This window comes from Bordetella genomosp. 7 (assembly GCF_002261265.1).
Lineage (GTDB): Bacteria > Pseudomonadota > Gammaproteobacteria > Burkholderiales > Burkholderiaceae_B > Bordetella_A.
Genome location: NZ_NEVK01000001.1, coordinates 249,748 through 272,514, shown reverse-complemented (window position 1 = coordinate 272,514; position 22,767 = coordinate 249,748). Strand labels below are relative to the sequence as shown.

General features: G+C 67.2%; 18 protein-coding genes. 10 read left to right on the top strand and 8 right to left on the bottom strand.

Annotated features, from left to right (window positions below; all coding sequences use genetic code 11):
- Window positions 1–30: 30 nt before the first annotated feature.
- Window positions 31–987: a Bug family tripartite tricarboxylate transporter substrate binding protein gene (locus tag CAL19_RS01275; RefSeq protein WP_094795799.1), complete on the top strand. Its 957-nt coding sequence runs from the start codon at window positions 31–33 to the stop codon at window positions 985–987.
- A 70-nt stretch (window positions 988–1,057) separates the two neighbouring features.
- Window positions 1,058–2,125 (top strand): A/G-specific adenine glycosylase, encoded by a 1,068-nt coding sequence (gene mutY / locus CAL19_RS01270; RefSeq protein ID WP_094795910.1) that lies wholly within the window; start codon window positions 1,058–1,060, stop codon window positions 2,123–2,125.
- 29 nt (window positions 2,126–2,154) lie between these two features.
- Here mutY and CAL19_RS01265 read toward each other — a convergent pair whose 3' ends face one another.
- Together CAL19_RS01265 and metH are read right to left on the bottom strand one after the other, a co-directional pair.
- Entirely contained in the window at window positions 2,155–2,961 is an 807-nt protein-coding gene (locus tag CAL19_RS01265) for a helix-turn-helix transcriptional regulator (protein ID WP_038852273.1), read from the bottom strand.
- Window positions 2,962–3,409: 448 nt separating this feature from the next.
- On the bottom strand, window positions 3,410–7,183 hold the full coding sequence (gene metH / locus CAL19_RS01260; RefSeq protein ID WP_094795798.1) for a methionine synthase: 3,774 nt from the start codon (window positions 7,181–7,183) through the stop codon (window positions 3,410–3,412).
- A 325-nt stretch (window positions 7,184–7,508) separates the two neighbouring features.
- Between metH and CAL19_RS01255 the strand changes: the two genes are divergently transcribed.
- The 6 genes from CAL19_RS01255 (at window position 7,509) to CAL19_RS01230 (ending at window position 14,594) form a co-directional block, all read left to right on the top strand.
- A complete protein-coding gene (locus CAL19_RS01255) occupies window positions 7,509–9,524 on the top strand; it encodes a TonB-dependent receptor (RefSeq protein WP_094795797.1) in 2,016 nt (671 codons plus the stop codon).
- Between the two features lie 70 nt (window positions 9,525–9,594).
- Window positions 9,595–10,482 carry a cobalamin-binding protein gene (locus CAL19_RS01250; RefSeq protein ID WP_432759157.1) on the top strand — a complete coding sequence of 296 codons (888 nt, stop codon included), beginning with the start codon at window positions 9,595–9,597 and terminating at the stop codon, window positions 10,480–10,482.
- A 347-nt stretch (window positions 10,483–10,829) separates the two neighbouring features.
- A complete protein-coding gene (locus CAL19_RS01245; RefSeq protein WP_026639432.1) occupies window positions 10,830–11,630 on the top strand; it encodes a thiazole synthase in 801 nt (266 codons plus the stop codon).
- Window positions 11,627–12,472 (top strand): bifunctional hydroxymethylpyrimidine kinase/phosphomethylpyrimidine kinase, encoded by an 846-nt coding sequence (gene thiD, locus CAL19_RS01240; RefSeq protein WP_026639433.1) that lies wholly within the window; start codon window positions 11,627–11,629, stop codon window positions 12,470–12,472. The genes CAL19_RS01245 and thiD overlap by 4 nt, the downstream gene beginning before the upstream one ends.
- 89 nt (window positions 12,473–12,561) lie before the next feature.
- Window positions 12,562–13,242 (top strand): protein-L-isoaspartate O-methyltransferase family protein, encoded by a 681-nt coding sequence (locus CAL19_RS01235; RefSeq protein ID WP_094795795.1) that lies wholly within the window; start codon window positions 12,562–12,564, stop codon window positions 13,240–13,242.
- A gap of 11 nt (window positions 13,243–13,253) precedes the next feature.
- Window positions 13,254–14,594, top strand: a complete 1,341-nt coding sequence (locus CAL19_RS01230; RefSeq protein WP_026639435.1) for a TolC family outer membrane protein — start codon at window positions 13,254–13,256, stop codon at window positions 14,592–14,594.
- Between the two features lie 21 nt (window positions 14,595–14,615).
- Here CAL19_RS01230 and rfaE2 read toward each other — a convergent pair whose 3' ends face one another.
- The 6 genes from rfaE2 to ubiE all read right to left on the bottom strand — a co-directional run bounded on the left by rfaE2 (window position 14,616) and on the right by ubiE (window position 20,505).
- Window positions 14,616–15,107, bottom strand: coding sequence for a D-glycero-beta-D-manno-heptose 1-phosphate adenylyltransferase (rfaE2, locus tag CAL19_RS01225; RefSeq protein ID WP_094795794.1), 492 nt, complete (start codon window positions 15,105–15,107; stop codon window positions 14,616–14,618).
- Between the two features lie 39 nt (window positions 15,108–15,146).
- Window positions 15,147–16,031: a ferritin gene (locus CAL19_RS01220; RefSeq protein ID WP_026639437.1), complete on the bottom strand. Its 885-nt coding sequence runs from the start codon at window positions 16,029–16,031 to the stop codon at window positions 15,147–15,149.
- A 178-nt stretch (window positions 16,032–16,209) separates the two neighbouring features.
- A complete protein-coding gene (ubiB, locus tag CAL19_RS01215) occupies window positions 16,210–17,763 on the bottom strand; it encodes a ubiquinone biosynthesis regulatory protein kinase UbiB (RefSeq protein WP_026639438.1) in 1,554 nt (517 codons plus the stop codon).
- Window positions 17,764–17,767: 4 nt separating this feature from the next.
- Window positions 17,768–18,406 carry a ubiquinone biosynthesis accessory factor UbiJ gene (locus tag CAL19_RS01210; protein ID WP_094795793.1) on the bottom strand — a complete coding sequence of 213 codons (639 nt, stop codon included), beginning with the start codon at window positions 18,404–18,406 and terminating at the stop codon, window positions 17,768–17,770.
- Between the two features lie 143 nt (window positions 18,407–18,549).
- On the bottom strand, window positions 18,550–19,557 hold the full coding sequence (locus CAL19_RS01205) for a Tim44 domain-containing protein (protein ID WP_026639440.1): 1,008 nt from the start codon (window positions 19,555–19,557) through the stop codon (window positions 18,550–18,552).
- Window positions 19,558–19,734: 177 nt separating this feature from the next.
- Window positions 19,735–20,505 carry a bifunctional demethylmenaquinone methyltransferase/2-methoxy-6-polyprenyl-1,4-benzoquinol methylase UbiE gene (gene ubiE / locus CAL19_RS01200; RefSeq protein WP_094795792.1) on the bottom strand — a complete coding sequence of 257 codons (771 nt, stop codon included), beginning with the start codon at window positions 20,503–20,505 and terminating at the stop codon, window positions 19,735–19,737.
- Between the two features lie 178 nt (window positions 20,506–20,683).
- Between ubiE and phoB the strand changes: the two genes are divergently transcribed.
- Together phoB and phoR are read left to right on the top strand one after the other, a co-directional pair.
- Window positions 20,684–21,382, top strand: a complete 699-nt coding sequence (phoB, locus tag CAL19_RS01195; protein ID WP_026639442.1) for a phosphate regulon transcriptional regulator PhoB — start codon at window positions 20,684–20,686, stop codon at window positions 21,380–21,382.
- 9 nt (window positions 21,383–21,391) lie between these two features.
- Complete coding sequence (phoR, locus tag CAL19_RS01190; RefSeq protein WP_094795791.1) at window positions 21,392–22,690, top strand: phosphate regulon sensor histidine kinase PhoR; 1,299 nt, start codon at window positions 21,392–21,394, stop codon at window positions 22,688–22,690.
- Window positions 22,691–22,767: the final 77 nt, after the last annotated feature.

Below are 22,767 nucleotides of genomic sequence, written 5' to 3'. Positions count from 1 at the left end.
ATGATCAAAGAGACAAGAGGAAACCCAACCATGTTCAAGAAGCTTGCAGCAATCGTCGCACTGGCGCTTTCATTCCATGCCAACGCCCAGGATTATCCCAGCAAACCCATTACGCTCGTCGTCCCCTTCGCCCCGGGCGGAACGGTAGACCTCATGGGCCGCATCATTGCCGAAAGACTGGCGGGGTACCTGGGGCAGCCCGTCATCGTCAACAACCGTCCTGGGGCCGGCGGCATCATTGGAACGAGTTACGCCGTGAAGGCGCCCGCGGATGGATACACCCTACTAGTAGGCACCCAGGGGCAGGTTTTGCAACCCCTGCTGTATAAAAACCTGGATTTCGATAGCAATAAAGACCTGATCACCGTCGCCACCTTTGCTGCGGTGCCGAATGTACTGGCCGTTTCCCTGAATACGCCGGCCAATACCCTGGACGAATTCGTCGCGTATGCAAAGTCGAATCCTGGCGCCATCAATATGGGCTCGGCTGGCATAGGTTCGATCAACCACCTGGTTGGCGAAGTGTTCCAGGACCGCGCGAAGGTCAAGCTGACCCATATCCCCTATAAGGGCGCTGCGCCCGCCACGGCCGATCTGCTATCTGGCGAAGTTCAGGCGTTATTTGTAAATCTCCCCAACGTGATGTCTCACGTCTCGGCCGGCAAAATTCGACTACTCGGCGTCGCATCGGAAGCACGCGCTCCGTCGATTCCGGATGTACCGACATTTGGCGAGGGTGGCGTGAAGAATGCCGTACTCGACTCCTGGTACGGCGTCATGGTGCCGGCCAAGACCCCGCAAGCCGTGGTCAAGAAAATCCAGGATGCGGTGCTTGCCATGACGAAAGAGCCTGACTTCACCACTAAATTGATTGAAGTAGGCGCCACGCCGTTTCCGAACGACGCAGTCGCCTCAGCCCGGATCATGGCCGACGAACTTGAGCTCTGGCGTCCGGTCGTCAAGCGGCTGGATATTCAGATGGACTGATCAACGTCCATTTGCTGCCCTGCTTCAACTCGCCGCCCGTCGAAAGGGATTGCGGTCCGGTAGTGCGATAATTCCGCCCATGGATTTCGCCTCCCGCATCGTTGCCTGGCAACGCAGTCATGGCCGCCATGGCCTGCCCTGGCAGGGCACGCAAGACCCCTACCGGATCTGGCTGTCTGAGATCATGCTGCAGCAGACTCAGGTGGCCACGGTCATCCCCTACTACCAGCGCTTTCTCGAGCGGTTTCCGGATGTCTCCGCGCTGGCGGCTGCGTCGCAGGACGAGGTGATGCCCTATTGGGCCGGCCTGGGCTATTACGCACGGGCGCGCAATCTGCATCGCTGTGCACAGGCGGTCGTGAACGAGTGGAACGGCCGGTTTCCCCCCACTGCCCAACAGATCGCCACCCTGCCCGGAATCGGCCGCTCGACGGCGGCGGCCATTGCGGCGTTTGCATATGGCGAGCGGGCGCCCATTCTGGACGGCAACGTCAAGCGCGTATTCACCCGTCACTTCGGCATCGCAGGCGACCCGGCGCGCCGTGATGTCGAACAAAGCCTGTGGGCATTGGCCGAGGCCCAGGTGGCGGCCGCTCCCAGGCTGGACATGGCCGCGTATACGCAGGGGCTGATGGATCTGGGCGCGACGCTCTGTACGCGCGGCAAGCCGGATTGCGGGCACTGCCCGTTGGCCGACACCTGTGTGGCGCGCCGCGAAGGCCGGCAGGCCGAGCTGCCCACGCCCAAGACACGCAAGGCGATCCCCGAGCGCCAGACGGGCATGCTGGTGTTGCAGCGCGATGGTGCGATCCTGCTGCACTTGCGGCCTTCGCCCGGTATCTGGGGCGGGCTATGGAGCCTGCCGGAATTCGAGGCGGGCAGCGATCCCGCGCAGGCCGTGCAGCGGCTGGGCCTGCAGCCGCTGCGGCGCTATGAGCTCGCAGCGTTCGCGCATACCTTTACGCATTACCGCCTGCATATCAAGCCCTGGTATGTGCCGGTACAGCCGGCGGCTTCCCTGGCCGAGCCCGGGCCGGCGCAGCGTTGGGCGGGCGCGGCGGACCTGCCCGGCATGGCGCTGCCCGCGCCGGTACGCAAGCTGATCGACGGGTTGCTGGAAGCGGGCCTGCCCGACTGAACTTGCGGCCGTGGCCCGCGGGACGGACTTCACGCGCCTTCGAGCAGCATCACCAGTTTCAGGTCGGGATGGGTGGCCAGGCGAAAGGTGGTCTGGCGATATGCCAGTCGGCCCAGGCGCGGGTGCTGGAATTCGCGCACGCCGCCTTCGCGCTCGACGACGGCATGGCGCGTCCACCAGTGGGCGAACACGTCGCTGTCGCGGTTCAGTTCGTCCAGCAAGGCCAATACGTCGGTTTCATCCAGGTGCGCGCCGGCATCGGCGCGGAACTCGGCCACCACCCGACGAGCGCGCTGGTCCCAGTCCACCACCAGCTGGCGCGCCGCCGGGTCCAGGAAGATGTACCGCAACAAGTTGGGGTGGGGATCCCGCACTGGCCAGTCGTCGAACAGCTCGCGCATGGAATCGTTGTGCACCAGCACGTTCCAGGCGCGGTCGAGCACATAAGCGGGGGCGGTAATCGCATCCACGCATTCTCGCAGCAGGCCGGCCGCTTCGCTGGAGTCGTCGCGCGGGTGCTGGGGGTCGGCGCATTCGGACAGTTCGAACAGATAGGCGCGTTCGGCGCGCGCCAGCTGCAGCACGCCGGCAATGCGCGCCCACACTGACGGCGACACCGATACCTCGCGCCCCTGCTCGATCCAGGTGTACCAGGTGACGCTGATGCCGCACAGCTGCGCCACCTCTTCGCGCCGCAGCCCCGGCGTGCGGCGCCGCGAGCCTTCGGGCAGCCCCGCCATCTGCGGCGTAATGCGGGCACGCGCGGCGCGCACGAACTCGCCCAGCGCCTGGCGGCGACGGGCGGAACTTTCCAGCTGGCTGGCGGGCGGCGGCATACAGGATGAAGAATCGAACGTGATACGGCCGTGGCAAACGCTAATCTTATCCGGTAAACGACACAGCCCCGGGCGCGCCGCGGCACATGCGCAGAAGTCGCCCGGCGCGTGGCGGTGTCTGACACCCGGTGGGAGTCAGACACCAAAGTCCCGGCACATGCGCAGAAGTCGCCTGGCGCGTTGCGGTGTCTGACACCCGGTGGGAGTCAGACACCAAAGTCCCAGAAGTCGCCTTGCGCGTGGCGGTGTCTGACACCCGCTGGGAGTCAGACACCAAAGTCCACGGATGGCGTCACACCGCTGCACTGGTAACCGCTGCGCTGGTGTCTGACTCCAAAGGTGTCAGACACCCCCTTGGGTAAACGACACAGCCCCCGGCGCAACACGGTGTGCCCGGCGCCTGCCGGGACACGCCGCGTGCGTGCCGGCTGTCTGGCCGGCGGCCAGGCTATCCCAGGCTGCTGGCCAGGGTGCGGCGCACGTCTTCTTCGCTGCGCCCGCTGCGCGCGATGTAGTCGGCGAGCTGGTCGGCGCCGATGTTGCCGACGTTGAAGTACTGCGACTGCGGATGGCTGAAGTAGAAGCCGGACACGCTTGAAGCCGGGTACATGGCATAGCTGTCGGTCAGCTGCATGCCGATGTCGTCGCCGTCCAGCACGCGGAACATGTCGCGCTTGACCACGTGCTCGGGGCAGGCCGGATACCCCGGCGCCGGGCGGATGCCCACGTACTTCTCGGCGATCATGTCTTCGTTGGTCCAGGCTTCGTCGGGCGCGTAGCCCCACAAATCCTGGCGGACGCGCGCATGCAGGCACTCGGCGAACGCTTCGGCCAGGCGATCGGCCATCGCCTTGAGCATGATGCTGGAATAGTCGTCCAGCGCGGCCTGGAACTCGGCTTCTTTTTTCTCGATGCCCAGGCCCGCCGTCACCGCGAACAGGCCTATGTAGTCGGCCACGCCGCTGGATTTGGGAGCGATGTAGTCGGCCAGGCACTTGTTGGCGACACCCTCGCGCTTGACGCCCTGCTGGCGCAGGTTGCGGTAGGTGAACAGCACCTCGCTGCGCGTATCGTCGGTATATACCTCGATGTCTTCGTCGTTGACCGTATTGGCCGGGTAGAAGGCCACGGCGCCGTTGGCGGTGAGCCACCGGCCCTCGATGATGCGCTTGAGCATGGCCTGGCCGTCGGCATATACCTTGCGGGCCTGTTCGCCCACCACCTTGTCGTCCAGAATGGCCGGAAACTGGCCGAACAGGCTCCAGGTCTGGAAGAACGGCGTCCAGTCCAGATACTTGGCGATCTCGGCCAGGTCGTAGCTTTTAAAGGCGCGCCGGCCGATGAACTTCGGGCGCGGCGGTGTATAGCTGGCCCAGTCGATCTGCGGACGCGCCGCGCGGGCCGCCTCCAGCGACACCAGCGGCGTGGCCTTGCGGTTGGCGTGGCGGCGGCGCACCTGTTCGTATTCTTCGGCAATGTCGTCGATAAACGCCTGGGCCTGGTCGGACACCAGGTTGGCGGCCACGCCCACCGCGCGGCTGGCATCCGGGGTATAGACCACCGGCCCTTCGTAGTTCGGCGCGATCTTCACCGCGGTATGCACGCGGCTGGTGGTGGCCCCGCCTATCATCAGCGGAATCTTGCGCTCGCGGAAGTATGGGTCGCGCTGCATTTCCGAGGCCACGTAGGCCATTTCTTCCAGGCTGGGCGTGATCAGGCCCGACAGGCCCACGATGTCGGCCTTTTCTTCCTTGGCTTTTTCCAGGATCTGCGCGCAGGGCACCATCACGCCCATGTTCACGACTTCGAAGTTATTGCATTGCAAGACCACCGATACGATGTTCTTGCCGATGTCGTGCACGTCGCCCTTGACGGTGGCGATCACCATCTTGCCCTTGGCGCGCACGTCGCCGCCGGCCGCGGCGATCTGGCGCTTTTCTTCTTCGATGAAAGGAATCAGGTGCGCGACGGCCTGCTTCATGACGCGCGCCGATTTCACGACTTGCGGCAGGAACATCTTGCCCGCCCCGAACAGGTCGCCCACGACGTTCATGCCGTCCATCAGCGGGCCTTCGATCACCTCGATGGGGCGGCCGCCGCGCGCGGCGATCTTCTGCCGCACTTCTTCGGTGTCTTCGACGATGTAGGTGGTGATGCCATGCACCAGCGCGTGCGACAGGCGCGCTTCCACCGTGCCCGACCGCCATGCAAGGTCTTCTTCCTTCTTGGCGCCCGACCCCTTGACGGTGTCGGCGAACTGCACCAACCGCTCGGTGGATGTGCGGTCGTCGTCGTCGCCTGTCTTGCCTACCGGTTCGGCGCGATCCAGGATCACGTCTTCGACCAGGTCGCGCAGCCTGGCGTCCAGGTCGGCATACACGCCCAGCTGGCCCGCGTTGACGATGCCCATCGTCAGGCCTTCGCGTATGGCGTAATACAGGAACACCGTATGGATGGCTTCGCGCATGGGCTCGTTGCCGCGGAACGAGAAGCTCACGTTCGAGATGCCGCCCGACAGGCGCGCATGCGGCAAGTTCTGCCGCACCCACCGCACGCTGTCGATGAAGTCCATGGCGTAGTGATTATGCTCGTCGATGCCGGTGGCCACGGCGAACACGTTGGGGTCGAAGATGATGTCTTCCGGCGGAAACTGTTCTTCGTCCACCAGTATGCGGTAGGCGCGCCCGCAGATTTCCTGGCGGCGGGCCAGCGTATCGGCCTGGCCGGTCTCGTCGAACGCCATCACCACCACGGCCGCGCCATAGCGGCGGCACAGGCGGGCGTGGTGCCGGAACGCCTCGACCCCTTCTTTCATCGAGATCGAGTTCACCACCGCCTTGCCCTGCACGCATTTCAGGCCGGCCTCGATCACTTCCCACTTGGAGCTGTCGATCATGATCGGCACGCGCGCAATGTCGGGCTCGGACGCGATCATGTTCAGGAAGCGGCGCATGCAGGCCACCGAATCGAGCATGGCCTCATCCATGTTGATATCGATGATCTGCGCGCCGTTCTCGACCTGCTGGCGGGCCACGGCCAGCGCCTCGTCGTATTTTTCCTCGCGGATCAGGCGCGCGAACATCTTGCTGCCCGTCACGTTGGTGCGTTCGCCCACGTTGACGAACAGCGAGTCTTCGTCGATGTTCAAAGGTTCCAGGCCCGACAGCCGCGTCTTGACGGGCACCTCGGGAACCTGGCGCGGGGTCAGGCTGGCCACCTTGTCGGCGATGGCACGGATGTGATCGGGCGTGGTGCCGCAGCAGCCGCCGGCCATGTTCACCAGGCCCGCACGGGCAAACTCTTCCAGCAGGCCGGATGTATCGGCCGGCGTTTCATCGAAGCCTGTCTCGGCCATGGGGTTGGGCAGGCCCGCGTTGGGGTACACACATACATAGGTGTCGCACAGCTTGGCAAGCTCGGCCACATACGGCCGCATCAGCGCGGCGCCCAGCGCGCAGTTCAGCCCGATCGTGACCGGCCGCGCGTGCCGCACCGAATTCCAGAACGCCTCGACCGTCTGGCCCGACAGGATGCGGCCCGACGCGTCGGTGACGGTGCCCGAGATCATGACCGGCAGCCGCACGCCCCGCTCTTCGAACACGGATTCCACGGCGAAGATGGCGGCCTTGGCGTTCAGCGTATCGAAGATCGTCTCGATCAGCACGATGTCGATGCCGCCATCGAGCAGGCCGTTCAGCTGCTCGGTGTACGCCACCCGCAGTTCGTCGAAAGTAATGTTGCGCGCGCCGGGATCGTTGACATCGGGCGAGATCGACGCGGTCTTGGGTTGCGGGCCCAGCGCGCCCGCCACAAAGCGCGGCCTGTCGGGCGTGCTGTAGGCATCGCAGGCGGCGCGGGCCAGTCGGGCCGAGGCCAGGTTCAGTTCATAGGCCAGTTCGGGCAGGCCGTAGTCGCCCTGCGCCACCGATGTGGCCCCGAAGGTATTGGTTTCGATGACATCGGCCCCGGCCTCAAGGTACTGGCGGTGGATCTCATCGATGATGTCGGGCCGCACCAGCGACAGCAACTCGTTGTCGCCCTTGAGGTCCTTGCCATGTTCGGCGAAACGCTCCCCGCGGAAGTCGGCTTCGCCGAGCTTGTATCGCTGGATCATGGTGCCCATGGCGCCGTCCAGGATCAGGATGCGTTGCTCCAGCAGGCGGACGAAGTCGCCGCCGCGGGTATAGGACGATGGCGGATAAGGCAGGCGGGGATGCGGCACGGAAACTCTCGGAAATATGTGGCGAAAAAGGCAAAAAACGCCTGAAAACCTACGCTTGATGGTAACAAAATGGGTCGCGGCCCGCCCGCCAGTGCTACAGTGCGGGCCGAACTGGTGTTCCGGCGCGCCCCACGCGCGCCGGGCTTAAACGGGAAACAGGAAGGCGTCCGCGCCCGGCCTGTGCTGCCCCCGCAACGGTCCCCATGCCGCGCCACGCGCCGCATGGCAGCCCGATACCGGCCGGTTCGACACACGGGGCCGCGCCCACGGCGCGCCCTTCCCTTGAACGACGTGCGGGGTCGCGCGTCACACCGAGGTTCATAAGATGAAATCCCGTTTGCTCCGGCGCGCCGCCGGTGTCATGTGCGCAGCGCCTGCGATGGCCGCCGCGCAGCAATCCCCTTCTGCCCCGCCCTCCATCACACAGCTGGACCCCGTTACGGTGACCGCATCGCGCGTGCCCCTGCAGGCCCGCGACCAGCCGGTGCAGGTATCGGTACTGACGGCCGAGCAGATCCGCACCAGCAGCGCCGTCACGGTGCAGGAACTGTTGTCGACCCAGGCCGGCATCCACGTGATCAACAGCACCGGCGCCGCCGAGCAGGCGGCCGTGGATATACGCGGCTTCGGGCTGACCGGCCATAGCAATACGCTGATCCTGATCGACGGCATTCCGCAAAACAACAACGACCTGTCCACGCCGGGCCTGGGCACCGTGCCGTTGCAGCGCATCGAACGCATCGAGATCGTGCGCGGCAGCGGGTCGGTGCAATACGGCGGCGGCGCCACCGGCGGCGTGATCAACATCGTCACCCGGCGCGGCAATGCCGACGGCCAGCCCGTGGCGGCCAGTGCTACCGGCACGGTGGGCAGCTACGGCCTGCACCAGCTCGACGCGGCCATCGGCCTGCAGAACGAACATGTCACGGTGGATGTGTACGGCCAGACGCTGCGTACCGACAACTACCGCGACAACAACCGCGAAAGCCGCGACAGCGGCGGCGTGTCGCTGGGCTTCGCTCACGACAGCGGGCAGGTGCGCCTGTATGCCCGCACCACGCGCCAGAAACTGGGGCTGCCCGGCCCGCGCCGCGTCGATCCGGCCACCGGCCTGAACGAATACGAAGACGACCCGCGCGGCACCTCCACGCCCGACGACTACATCAAGACGCAGACCGATGCCTTTGGCGTGCAGGTCGAACAGCAGGCGGGCGCCGGCACGCTGTATGCCGAACTGGGCCAGCGCGACAAATCGCTGCACGGCTTTACCGGCAGCCCCTTCGGCGACACCACCCGCACCCAGGACCTGGACCAGACGACCGGCAGCCTGCGCTACCACCTGCCCGTGGCGGGCCGGCACGCCTTGATCGCGGGCGTGGACATGCTGGAGAGCAACCTCGACGCCACCAACGCCTATTCGTTCTCGCCCGTGCCGGACAGGTGGCGCGCCGAGCAGCGCCAGCACGGGGTGTTCGGTGAAGTGCAGCTGCAGGCCACCGACACCACCCGCATTACGCTCGGAGGCCGCCGCCAATACGCGCGCGACCGCCTGGAAACCGTGTCGGGCTTCAGCGGCAATTCCGACGAGACCCGCCACCTGGGCGCCTGGCAGCTGGCCATGCGACAGGAAATCGGCAACGGCTATGCCGCGTACGGCAAGATCGGGCGCAGCTTCCGGCTGGCCAATTCCGACGAGGCCCTGTATGTCGCCACTCCCCTGAAACCGCAGACATCGGTGGACAAAGAGCTGGGCATCCTGTGGCAGGATGGCCAGTCCAGTGCGCGGCTCACGTGGTTTCGCTACGATCTCGACAACGAGATCCAGTACAACCCGGTCACGTTCTCGAACGTCAACCTGTCGCCCACGCGACGCCAGGGCGTGGAACTCGAAGGGCGCCACGCATTGACGCGCGAGCTGGCGCTGGACGCCAACGTCACGTGGCTGCAGGCGCAGTTCCGGTCGGGCACCTATAACGGCGTGGATCTGGCCGGCAACACCGTGCCGCTGGTGCCCAAGTGGATGGCCAACCTGGGCGCCACATGGCGGCCCGACGAGCGGCTGTTCGTCAGCGTGGCGGCGCAATATGTGGGCAAGGCGCGCATGGACAACGACCAGGCCAACCAGTTCGACAAGCAGCTCGACGACTACGTGCTGGTCAACGGCAAAGTGGGCTATGCGTTCACCAGGCACATATCGGCCACGCTTGCCGTCAACAACCTCTTCGACCGCGAGTACGCGACCTACGGCATCCGGTCGGGCAGCACGGGCGCAAGCGGCCCCTATAACCTGTACCCCGCGGCGGGCCGCAATGTGCAGGCCGCGCTCACCATCCGCTACTGACGTGCCAGGCAACGCCGCCCCGGCCCTTTCGCCCCGCCCCCGGCCCGCCGTAGCGCGGCGGGGGGCCGTCATCGTCACCGGCGCGCTCGCCGGCTGGCTGGCGACGGCCGCCCCGGCCGCCGACACCCCGCGGGCCGGCATCACGGTGCATGACGACCAGGGGCGCGAGCTGACCCTGCCTCATCCGGCGCGGCGTGCCATCACCATCACCCCGCACGCCACCGAACTCGTCTACGCCGCCGGCGCGGGCCGTTACCTGGCGGGCACCGCGCAAGGCAGCGACCATCCGCCCGACGCGCGCGCCCTGCCCTCGATAGGCGATGCGATGCGCCCCAGCCTGGAAAGCGCGGCCGCTCTGCGGCCCGACCTGCTGATCGCGTGGCAGCCCACCCACCCCGACCCCCTGGGCGACCTGATGCGGCGCATGGGCGTGCCGGTGTACTACAGCGACCCGCGCACGCTGTCCGCCATCCCCGACGCCGTCCAGGCCATGGGACGGCTGTTCGGCACCGAGGCCCGGGCAACGCCCGCCGCCGCCCACCTGCGGGCCCGCCTGCGGGCGCTGTCGGACCGCTATGCCGGCCGCCCGCCCGTGCGTGTCTTTATCCAGGCGGGCCTGCAGCCCGTATACACGCTCAACGGCGCCAGCATCGTCAGCGATGCCGTGCGCCTGTGCGGCGGGGTCAACGTATTTGCCCAGGCCGGCGTGCTGGCCCCCCAGGTTTCCGTGGAAAGCGTGCTTGCCGCCCGGCCCGACGCCGTGCTCGTGGGCACGGTCGCCCCGCAGGACACGCACGCCAGCCTCGCCGCCTGGCAGCGCCACGGCCTGCCGGCCGCCCTGCAAGGCCATGTATACGGCCTGGACGCCGATTCGCTGTACCGCCCCGGCCCGCGCCTGGTGGACGCCGCCGAACGCCTGTGCGATGCCCTGGAACAAACCCGCCAGGCTTCCCGGTAATTACTCGCGCATCCCGAATACTCGCGCGCATCCCGAAAAACCCGTCTCCAGGACGAAGCCCCCCGCCAGGCCATCGCAGCGGCGGGCCACGCCCGCCTTTCGGCGTGCGGCCATGCGGGGCGGCGCGTTGGGCGGCGGGGCAGCCGGCGCAGCCGGCCGAGGGCGCCTGCATGCGCCCGAGCCCGACGCACGTGCGCCGCCCCGCATGGCCGCACGCCGAAAGGCACGCAAGAACCGCCAACGGCCCCACGTCCATCCCAGCCGCCATGCTTTATCATGAGGCCACAGACATCCCCTCGGAACGCCCGCAACATGGGCCGCCGTCATTTTCATCCGCACGCATCACCATGACCGCTCCTGACACCCTGACCATCGCCGGCCGCGAATACCACTCGCGCCTGCTGGTAGGCACCGGCAAGTACAAAGACTTCGAACAGACCCGCGCCGCCCTGGACGCCAGCGGCACGCAGATCGTCACCGTCGCCATCCGCCGCACCAACATCGGCCAGAACCCCGGCGAACCCAGCCTGCTCGACTACGTGCCGCCATCGCAATTCACGCTGCTGCCCAACACCGCCGGCTGCTACACCGCCGACGACGCCGTGCGCACACTGCGCCTGGCCCGCGAACTGCTCGATGGCCACGACCTGGTCAAGCTCGAAGTGCTGGGCGACCCGCACACCCTGTTTCCCAACATGCCCGAAACGCTGCAGGCCGCCAAGACCCTGGTGGCCGAGGGCTTCAAGGTCATGGTGTATTGCACCGACGACCCGATCCAGTGCCGCATGCTCGAAGACCTGGGTGTGGTGGCCGTCATGCCGCTTGCTTCGCTGATCGGCTCGGGCATGGGCATCCTCAACCCCTGGAACCTGCGCCTGATCATCGACCAGGCGCGCGTGCCGGTGCTGGTCGACGCGGGCGTGGGCACGGCATCCGATGCGGCCATCGCCATGGAGCTGGGCTGCGACGGCGTGCTGATGAACACCGCCATCGCCGCCGCGCAAGACCCGCTGCTGATGGCGGCCGCCATGAAAAAAGCCGTGGAAGCGGGCCGCGACGCGTTCCGCGCCGGGCGCATGCCGCGCAAACTGTATAGCGGCGCGCCCAGCTCGCCCACCGAAGGCCTGATCACAGGCGCTCCAAAATGAACGGGGCGGTCCTGTCGCCAGAGAGCGGGCGACGTATTCCCAACGCTCTCAGCATTGCCGGGGTGGACCCCTCGGGCGGCGCCGGGGTGCTGGCCGACGTCAAGGCCATGAGCGCGCTGGGCGCCTACGGCTGCGCCGTAGTGGCCGCGCTCACGGCCCAGAACACCCAGGGCGTCACGGGCATCGCGCCGGTGCCGCCCGCCTTCGTCGGCCAACAGATCGACACCGTGTTCGCCGACGTGCATATCGACGCCGTCAAGATCGGCATGCTGGGCCAGCAGCCGGTCACCCTGGTAGTGGCCGAGAAACTGGCCCGGTGGCAGCCGCCCCACGTGGTGCTGGACCCGGTCATGGTGGCCAAGAGCGGCGACCTGCTGCTCGAACGCGAAGCCGTCGGCGCGCTGCGCGAGGCGCTGCTGCCCCTGGCCACGCTGCTCACGCCCAACCTGCCCGAGGCCGGCGTGCTGCTCGAAGAGCGGCCCGTCGAGACCCTGAAAGAAATGCGCCGCGTGGCCGAGCGGCTGCGCAACATCATGGCCTATTCCGGCCAGCGCTGGGTCATGCTCAAGGGCGGGCACCTGCCCGGCAACGACACGGTCGATCTTCTGCACGACGGCGACCGCATGATCGAATTGCCGGGCTACCGGATCGACACGCGCAATACCCATGGCACGGGTTGCACGTTGTCGGCCGCCCTGGCGGCCCTGCTGCCGCAGTGCGAAGACGTGCCCGAGGCGGCCCGGCGGGCCAAGGCCTACCTGGCCGAGGCGCTGCGCCACGCCGACCGCCTGCAGGTCGGCTCGGGCCACGGCCCCACCCATCATTTCCACGCCTGGTGGTAAGACCGGTCCGGCCCTACGGGGCCGCACCCCAGGAATGCAACGAATCAGTACAATGTGCGGTTGGTCTGTCTGATTTTCCCTGTGCCGTCATGAACGCTTCGACCCTGCCCGACGTAGAAATCGCCCGCTTCAACATGGTTGAGCAGCAGATCCGCCCCTGGAACGTGCTCGATTCCAAGGTGCTGGATGCCTTGTCCGCCGTGCGCCGCGAGCAGTTCGTGCCGCCGGCCTTGCGCGCCCTGGCGTTCTCCGATCTTGAACTGCCGCTGCAGATCAACGCCGTGGACACCCGGCAGGTCATGCTGGCGCCCAAGGTAGAAGCCCGCCTGGCGCAAGAGCTGCAGCTCACGCCCACCGATTGCGTGCTCGAAATCGGCACCGGTTCCGGGTACCAGGCGGCCTTGCTGGCGCACCTGGCCCAGCAGGTGACCTCGGTCGAGATCGACAGCCGGCTGGTCGCCTTCGCCCAGCAGAACCTGCAACTGAACAACGTCACCAACGTCAAGGTCGAAACCGGCGACGGCCGCAACGGCTGGGGCACGACCGAATACGACGCCATCCTGGTCACCGGCTCGGTGCCCGCAGTGCCCGATTCGCTCAAGTACCAACTGCGCGTGGGCGGACGCCTGGTCGTCATCGTGGGCCAGGCGCCCATCATGACCGCCTGCCGCATCACCCGCACTACCGCCGCCAGCTTCGAAACCGTCAACCTGTTCGAGACGGTGGTCAAGCCGCTGCGCGGGGTCACGGTTTCGCAGTTCAAGTTCTGATTCCCTCGCGCATGCGCCCCGGGTCGCTTGCGGTTTCACTGATACTGGTGCTTGCCGCAGGCATGGCCAGCGCGGCGCACGCCGCGCAAGACCTGCTGCAGATCTGGCGCGCCGCACTGGCCAGCGACCCCCTCTACGCCGCGGCGCGCGCCAATTACCGCGCCTCTATCGAACAGCTACCGCAGGCGCGGGCCGACCTGCTGCCCGCGGTCAATGCCGAAATCATCGGCGGCTACGACGAAACCCGCGCCACCCGCAATATCTCGTCGCGCGCCCGCGACGGCAGCCGGGCGGGCTGGGGCCTGGTACTGAGCCAGCCCCTGTACGACGGCTCGCGCTGGCAGCGCTACGAACAGGCCAGGCTGGGCGTGGCCGATGCCGAACTGCAGTTGCAGCAGGCCTACCAGGACCTGCTGTTGCGGGTGGCCGACGCCTACTTCAATGTGCTGGCCGCGCAAGACACGCTGGCCGCCACCGAAGGCGAAAAAGCGGCAGTGGCGGCCCAGCTGGAAGCGGCCAAGCGCAATTTCGAGCTGGGCAACGCCACCATCACCGACACCTACGAGGCCCAGGCGCGCTACGACCTGATCGTGGCCCAGGAACTGCTGCAGCAGAACACCCTGACCGTGCTGCGCGACGAACTGGCCAAGATCATCGGCCAGCAGCCCGGCGCGCTGGCCGAACTGCCGGCCGGCGTGCGCCTGCCGCCGCCCCAGCCCGCCCGCATGGCCGACTGGTCCACGCAGGCCGAATCGGCCAGCCTGGCCGTGGCGCGGGCGCAGCTGCAGACGCAGATCGCGCAGCGTGAAATCCAGGTGGCGCGCAGCGGCCACTACCCTACCCTGAGCCTGCGCGCCACCAGCGGCAGCGCCGAAGGCCAGCACCGCGAAGCCGCTGGCGGCCGCGCCATCGACAGTTCCATCGGGCTGGTGTTGTCCGTGCCCATTTACTCGGGCGGCGGCGTATCTTCCCAGGTCACCGAAAAAGTCCAGCTTCAGCAAAAAGCGCGCGAAGACTACGAAGCCGCGCGCCGTCAGGCCGTCCAAGAGGCCAGGCAGTACTACACGGGCGTCGTGTCGGGCCTGGCGCGCATCGCGGCCCTGGAAGCCGGCGAAAACTCCAGCCGCGCGGCCGTACAGGCCAACCAGACAGGCTACGAGATCGGCGTGCGCATCAACCTGGACGTGCTCAATGCGCAGCAGCAGCTGTATGCCACACAGCGCGACCTGGCCCAGGCCCGCTATCGCACGCTGCTCGACGGGCTGCGCCTGAAGGCGGTGGGCGGCATCCTGGCCGAGGCCGACCTCGAAGCCATCAACCGCATGCTGCGGCTGCCCGCCCCCGGCAGGTAAGCGGCCGCGGGCGTACGGCGCTCAGCCGCCGGCGCGGATCTTCTTCACCAGCGACGTGGTCGAGCGTTCGAACTCGAACGGAATGGCGACGGCGCGTCCGCCCCAACTGCGCACCAGCGCGGTTTCGGGCAGTTTTTCCATATCGTAGTCGCCGCCCTTCACGATAATGTCGGGGCGCAGTTGGCCGATGATCTGGACCGGCGTGTCTTCATGGAACATCGTCACCGCGCCGACACAGCCCAGCGCCGCCAGCAAGGCGGCGCGGTCTTCCTGGCGGTTCAGGGGGCGGTCGCTGCCCTTGCCCAGCCTGCGCACCGAATCGTCGGTGTTGATGGCCACGACCAGCGTCGCGCCCAATTGCGCGGCCTGGTCCAGGTAGGTGGCATGCCCGCGGTGCAGAATGTCGAACACGCCGTTGGTGAACACCAGCGGCCTGGGCAGTGTGCCCTGGGCAATGGCGGCGACGCAGGCGTCGCGGGACAGTATCTTGGATTCGAAGCGGGCGGCGGACATGCGGCGATTGTACGCCGCGCCCCGCCGCCCGCGGCGCGCTCAGGCGCCGGCAGGCAGAATCAGCCCTGATTGCCCGTCGCGGGCCGACTGCTGGACCATTTCCTTGCGGAAACGGTTCAGGTCCTTCACGGTCTCGAAGGTGCGGCCCATCAGGGTGGACAGGATATGCAGAATGCGGCTGGCCACCTTCTGTTCCCAGGCGCCGTCAAAACGAATCTGCGTGTCCAGCCAGTGCTCCAGCCAGCCCGGGTCGGGCAGGCGCGACTGCACGGTGTCGTTGGGGAAGAGATCCTTGTTGACATGCAGGTTGGTGGGGTGCATGGCCTGCGCCGTGCGGCTGGCCGAGGCCATCAGCACGCCGATCTTCGAGAATGACAGCCGCGCCTGCTCGCTGACGCGGTCGCCGCGCTCGTGCAACGCGCGGCGCATGTATTGCAGGTACGCGCCGGCATGGCGCGCCTCGTCGCGCGAGATGGTCTGGTATATCGCCTTGATGACCGGTTCGGTATGCCACTCGGCGGCGCGCCGGTACCAGTGGTTCAGGCGCACCTCGCCGCAAAAGTGCAGCATCAGCGTCTCGAGCTCGGGCGCCGGGTCGAACTCGAAGCGCACCTTGTGCAGCTCTTCTTCGGTGGGCACGAGCTCGGGACGGAACCGCCGCAGGTATTCGATCAGCACCAACGAATGCTTCTGCTCTTCGAAGAACCATACCGACATGAACGCGCAGAAATCGCTGTCGCCGCGGTTATCGCGCAAGAACATCTCGGTGGCCGGCAGCGCCGCCCATTCGGTGATGGCGTTCATCTTGATGGTATACGCCTGCTCATCCGACAGCTTGCTGCCGTCGAAATCGTCCCAGGGTATGTCGCTTGCCATGTTCCAGCGCACGGCTTCCATGGTCTTGAATAGTTCAGGATAAAGCATGGTGTGCCCTTGTTGGTCCCGCGTGGGGCTTTAATGACTTTCAAAAAATGCCGTACCGGTAGCTACGGCTCGGACCTCGCACGTTATTCGCGCAGGGTTATTTATCGCCGCACCGCGCGAAACTGTCATGACAGCCCGATGACGAACTCATGACAGCGCGGCGCGGCGAATCAGCGGGTCAGCGTTGTAACGCCCACAGGGCCACCCCCACTGCTGCCGCCAGCACGGCCGCCACGACGGCCAGCAGGCGATTGCCCCGTTCCTGCGTCTGGCGCAGGCGGGCCAGCTCGAGCAGCACCAACGGATCTACGTTGGGCCGGCTGAGCTGTTCATGCACGAGCCGCGGCAGGGCCGGCAGAATCTGCGACCATTGCGTGGCTTCTTTGGCAAGCGACTTGCGCAGGCCGTCAAGGCCCATGCGCTGGCGCATCCAATTCTCGAGATACGGCTTGGCCGTCTTCCAGAGATCAAGGTTCGGGTCCAGCTGGCGGCCCAGCCCCTCGACGTTGAGCAGCGTTTTCTGCAGCAGCACCAGTTGCGGCTGGATCTCGACATTGAAGCGGCGCGAGGTCTGGAACAGGCGCAACAGCACCTGCCCCAGCGATATCTCGGCCAGCGGACGGTCGAAGTACGGCTCGCACACGGCGCGCACGGCGCCTTCGAGCGCTTCTTCGCGGGTATCCGGCGGCACCCAGCCCGATTCGATGTGCAGTTGCGCGACGCGGCGGTAGTCGCGATGGAAGAAGGCCAGGAAGTTCTGGGCCAGGTAGTTCTTGTCGAACTCGGACAGCGAACCGACGATGCCGAAGTCCAGCGCAATATAGCGGCCCAGGGTTTCGGGCTGGTCCGACACATAGATGTTGCCCGGATGCATGTCGGCATGGAAGAAGCCGTCGGTAAACACCTGGGTAAAGAAGATATCGACGCCGCTGCGCGCGAGCCTGGGGATATCGATGCCGGCCGCGCGCAGGCGGTCTACCTGCCCCACCGGTATGCCATACATGCGCTGCATGGTGAATACGGTGGGCGCGGTGTATTCCCAGATGACCTCGGGCACGATCAGCAGCTCGCCGCGCCCGGAAGCCGGATCGAAGTTGCGCCGCAGCTGGCTGCAGTTGGCGGCCTCGCGCACCAGGTCGAGTTCGTCGTGCAGGTAGTTGTCGAATTCGGCCACCACCTCGCGCGGCTTCAGGCGGCGGCCATCGGGGCCGGTGCGCTCGATGATGCGCGCCACGGTGCGCAGCAGCGACAGGTCGCGCTCGATGGCTTCGCGCATACCGGGGCGCAGCACCTTCACGGCCACTTCGCGGCCGTCGTGCAGCACGGCAAAGTGCACCTGGGCGATAGATGCGGACGCCACCGGGTCCACTTCGAATTGCGCGAACAGCTCGGACGGCGGCGCGCCCAGCGCCGTCTCGATGCAGGCGGCGGCCTGGGCCGAGGGAAACGGCGGCACGCGGTCTTGCAGCAGCGCCAGTTCGTCGGCGATATCGGCGGGGATCAGGTCGCGCCGCGTCGACAGCATCTGCCCGAACTTGACGAAGATGGGGCCCAGCGATTCAAGCGCGCGCCGCAGCCTCAGGCCGCGTGGGGCGCGCGGGCGCATGCCCAGGCGCAGCGTCCAGCGCAGGCCGCGGGCCAGGGGACGGTCCAGGCTGGACAACACCAGGTCGTCCAGCCCGTACCGGAATGCCACATAAAGAATGCGCAGCAGTCGCAGGAGTGTCGGCATGGATTCAGGCGCCCCGCTGTCGGCCCAGGCGGGCGATGCGTGTGTCCAGGGCGGCCATGCGACGCCGCAGGTCGTCTGCGCGCGTGACCAGGTCGGCGTGGTCGAGCCGCCACTGGGCCAGCAGCGGCGCGCCCGCCAGCACGCCGCGCTCTTCGGACAGGTATTCAGACACATTGCGGGCCACGGCCGCGGTGGCCGAGCGCAGGCCCTCGTTGGCCGCGCGCGCGCCGGCGGTCAGGCGCGCCGCGGGAATATCGCCCACCAGCCGCGCCAGGTCGTCTTCGGGGTCCCAGCGCAGGTGGGCGGCCAGGTCGGCCACCACCCGGGCCAGCGCGGCCTCGCCCGAAATGTGCGTGGCCTCGGCCACGTCGGGGCGTTCCTGGCCGGGCAGCAGGCGCAGGGGATTGAACTTGGCCGGATCGACCGTGAGCGTTACGTCGGGCACCACGGCCGCATCGGCCTGGTCGGCGTAGCCGTCGCTGTTGATCGCCAGGCCCGCCGTAAAGCCGCCGAGCACGAACCGCACCGTCTTGCCTGCGTGGCGCTCCAGGCGTTCGCGCGCCCAGGGTTCGCGGGCCAGCAAGGCGTTCAGCGCGCGGACAGCCACGCGCGCCGGGGTGGGAAGAAAAGGAAAAGGCTGCATCAGTGCTAGGCGGGCCGGCGTGCCCGCGGGCCCGGCCGATTTAACGGACAAACCCGGAGTTTACCGGGTCGGACGCCCGCCCGCGCCCGCGGTGGCGGCTGCGGACAGGCCGCGCCGCGATCCGCGGGAACGCCACGCCAGGCTCAGCTGGCGTATTCGACGGGAATCTGCTGGATGCCGGCAAGAAGCCAGCCGCCTTGCTGGGGCTTGAACAGGTTCCAGACCTCTTCGAAGCGGAAGGCCTCGGTGCCGGGGGCTTCGCGCAGCATGCCCGAGAAGCGCACACTGGCCAGGTGGCCGTCGGACACCGTTTCAATACCCAGCAGTTCGGCGTTGAGCAGCACGACTTCGGTCTGGTTGGGCGCGGCGCCGCGCTCGGCCAGCTGCTGCTTCAGTTCGGCGATCAGGTCGTCGGTAAGGAATTCGCGCAGGCGGTCGGTGTCGCCGCTGTCCCAGATGGCCTGGATTTTCACGAACTGCTCTTTGGCCTTGGCCAGGAACTCGGTGCTGTTGAAGTCGCCAGGGATATACCAGTTGTTGGTGTCGCCGTCGGCGGGCTGCGCAACGGCAGCCGGAGCCGCCGCAACGGCGGCCGAAGCCGCGGCGGCCGGTTGGGCCGGCGCCGGGGTGGCGGCCTGGCGCCACATGGACTGCTGCGACTGGCCGGAGCCGTCCTGGCGGGCCGAGTGGGCACCGTAGGCGCCCTGCGTGGCCGTGCGCGGACCCGCGCCGCGCAGGCGGCGCACGATGAACATGACGGCAAACACCACCAGCGCGATCAGCAGCATGCTGGACAGGAACTCGGCGAAGGCGCCCGACAGCCCCAGGTGCGACAGGAGCGCGGCAATGCCCAGGCCCGCCGCGATGCCAGCGATGGGGCCCAGCCAGCGCGACATGCCGCTCTTGGCGGCGGCGCCGGCCGCTGCCGTGCCTGCGGCGGCGCCGGTGGCGGGCGCCGCGCTGCGGTTGGTGGTGGTGGCCGGCGGCGTCGTGGCCTGCCGCTGCTGCATGACGTTGCTGGACTGGCGGCCGACGCTGCTGCCGCCGCCCATGCGGCGGGCCTCGGCGTCGAACGACACGGCCATCATGGCGCTGCCCGCAACGGCGATCAGCGCCGCGGCCAGCAACCGGGTGAATCGGGAACGAAACATAAGATGTGACTCCTTGGGGCACGGGCGCCGGGCGAGGCGCCGCGAGGGGCTTCCGGCCAGGGGCGCGAGCAGGCCGCAGTGCGGCCGGCGTCTCTGCCGGAGGGTTTCTTACAACTAACTGAATACCCAGAGAATAACGGACAAGCCCGCGGGCGACAAGTTCCCCCCTGCGGGGGGTCAGGCCAGCCGCACGCCCTCGTGCAGGGCGGCCACGCCGGCCGTCAGGTTGAAGTACTGCACGCGCTCGAGACCGGCGGTGCGCATCATGCCAGCCAGAGTGTCCTGGTCGGGGTGCATGCGGATGGACTCGGCCAGGTAGCGGTAGCTGGCTTCGTCGCCCGCGACCCGCTTGCCCAGCCAGGGCAGCACGTTGAAGGAATACCAGTCATAGGCGGGGGCCAGCGGCTTGGCGACCCGGGAAAACTCCAGCACCAGCAGCTTGCCGCCCGGCTTGAGCACGCGCGTCATTTCGGCCAGCGCGCGGTCTTTGTGGGTCATGTTGCGCAGGCCGAACGCCACGCTGACGCGATCGAAATAACCCGATGGAAACGGCAGACGCTCGGCGTCGCACACGGCAATGGGCAGCAGCAGGCCGGCGTCGGTCAGGCGATCGCGGCCCACGCGCAGCATCGAATCGTTGATGTCGGTGAGCCATACTTCGCCCGAAGGGCCGGCCCGCCGCGCGAAGGCGCGCGCCAGGTCGCCCGTGCCGCCGGCGATGTCCAGCACTTTCATGCCGGGGCGGATCGCCGCGCGCCCGATGGTGAAGGCCTTCCAGACGCGGTGCAGTCCGCCCGACATCAGGTCGTTCATGACGTCGTAGCGCGAGGCCACGGAATGGAACACCTCGGCAACTTTGCGGGCTTTCTCGGTTTCGGGCACCGACTGGAAGCCGAAATGCGTCGTGCCGTGTTCGGGCTCGGATGGAGTGGCAGGGTTCTGTTGCATGGCTGGTATCCCGGTATATGACGCAATGGTAGCCGATCGAGGCCGCGCCGCACCGGCCGGCCGGCACGAAAACGCCGTGCCGCCCCTGCCTGGTCACATACCTGAAATATTCCGGCCATACTATCGCAATGTTCGCGCCGCAGAAGCGCCCACTTGAACATTGACTGCCTCGACCGCCATGTCCAGCACCATTCTTGTCGTCGAAGACGAACCCGCCATCCAGGAACTTATTGCCGTCAACCTGTCTTTTGCCGGCCACAAGGTGCTTCGCGCTTTCGACGCTGAACAGGCGCAGACGCTGATCCGCGCCGAACTGCCCGACCTCATCCTGCTCGACTGGATGCTGCCCGGCACCTCGGGGCTGAGCCTGGCGCGCAAGCTGCGCGACGACGAGCGCACGCGGGCGGTGCCGGTGATCATGCTTACCGCCAAGGGCGCCGAACAGGACAAGGTCGATGGCCTGGAAGCCGGCGCCGACGACTACATCACCAAGCCCTTCTCGCCCAAAGAGCTGATGGCCCGCATCAAGGCGGTGCTGCGCCGCCGCGCGCCGCAGCTCACCGACGACATCATCGATGTGGGCGGCCTGAAGCTCGACCCGGTTACCCACCGCCTGTCGGGCAACGAACAGCCGCTGTCGATCGGCCCCACCGAGTTCCGCCTGCTGCACTTTTTCATGACGCACCCGGAACGGGTGTTCTCGCGCTCGCAATTGCTGGACCAGGTCTGGGGCGATCACGTATTCGTGGAAGAGCGCACGGTGGACGTGCACATACGCCGCCTGCGCAAGGCGCTGGAACCCACCGGCCACGACGTGCATGTCGAAACGGTGCGCGGCAGCGGCTACCGGTTTACCGCACAAGTGCCGGCACGGTAAAACGCCACGATGATCTGGCTGCGCACTATTTTCCTGGTCGCCCTGTGGGCGGCCTTTGCGTTGTTTGTGCACTGGCTGGCGGGCGCACCCGCCGGCTGGGTGGTCTTCTGCGCGGCCCTGCTGGGCTTGTTGTTCTGGCGCAGCTGGCGCCTGAGCGCGGTATCGCGTTGGGCGCACCACCCCGAAACGTCTCCGCCGGCGTCCGTGGGCCCCTGGGACGACATACTTGCGCCGCTTTACCGCTATACCCGGGCGCGGGCGCGCGAACTGGCCGAGACGCGCGCCACCATGCAAGGCATGCTGGCCGCTGCCCAGGCCCTGCCCGACGGCGTGGTCACGCTCAATGAAGACTTCCAGATCGATTGGTGCAACCGGGTGGCGCGGCACCATCTGGGGCTGAGCCTGCCCGCCGACCGGGGCACCAACCTGCTCAACCTGCTGCGCGATCCGGAGTTCGTGGCTTACGCGCATCGCGACAGCTGGCCCGAACCGGTGCTGGTGCGCCTGGCGCACGGCGACCAGGAACGCGTCATGATGATGCATCTGGCTGCGTATGCCAGCAACCGGCGCCTGTTGATCACGCGCGATGTCACGCAGATTGAAAAGCTTGAGACCACGCGCCGCGATTTCGTGGCCAACGTATCGCACGAACTGCGCACGCCGCTGACGGTGCTGGCGGGTTTTCTGGAAACGCTGCGCGACATGCCGCCCGAGGCCCTGGACGACTCGCAGCGCGAACAATACCTGGGCCTGATGCACGAGCAGGCGCGCCGCATGCAGGCCATCGTGGAAGACCTGCTGACACTGTCGACGCTGGAATCCTCGCCGGGATCGGACCCTCACGCCGTGGACCTGCCCGCGCTGCTGCGCAGGGCGCGCGAGCAGATAGAGGCCCTGTCCGGAGGGCGCCACGAATTCTCGTGGAATATCGACGAATCACTCGATGTGCTCGGCGCCGAAACCGAGCTGGCTTCGGCGATGTCGAACCTGCTGACCAATGCCGTGCGTTACACGCCCGACGGCGGCACGATCACCGTGCAATGGCGCAGCGAACCCGACGGCGGGGCGCGCTTCAGCGTGCAGGACACCGGCATCGGCATCGCGGCGCCGCATCTGCCGCGGCTGACCGAGCGCTTCTACCGGGTCGACCGCGGCCGCTCGCGCGCCGCCGGCGGCACAGGGCTGGGCCTGGCCATCACCAAACACATCGCCATCCGGCACGATGCCGAACTGCTGATCACCAGCGAAGTCGGCAAGGGCAGCACGTTTGCCCTGCATTTCCCCGCGGAACGGATCGTGGCGGCCTGATCGCCACACCGGCCAAATGGCCTCTGTGCGTTGCGCGCGCGAACTGCGCCACAATACGGGCATCACCTTCCATTCTT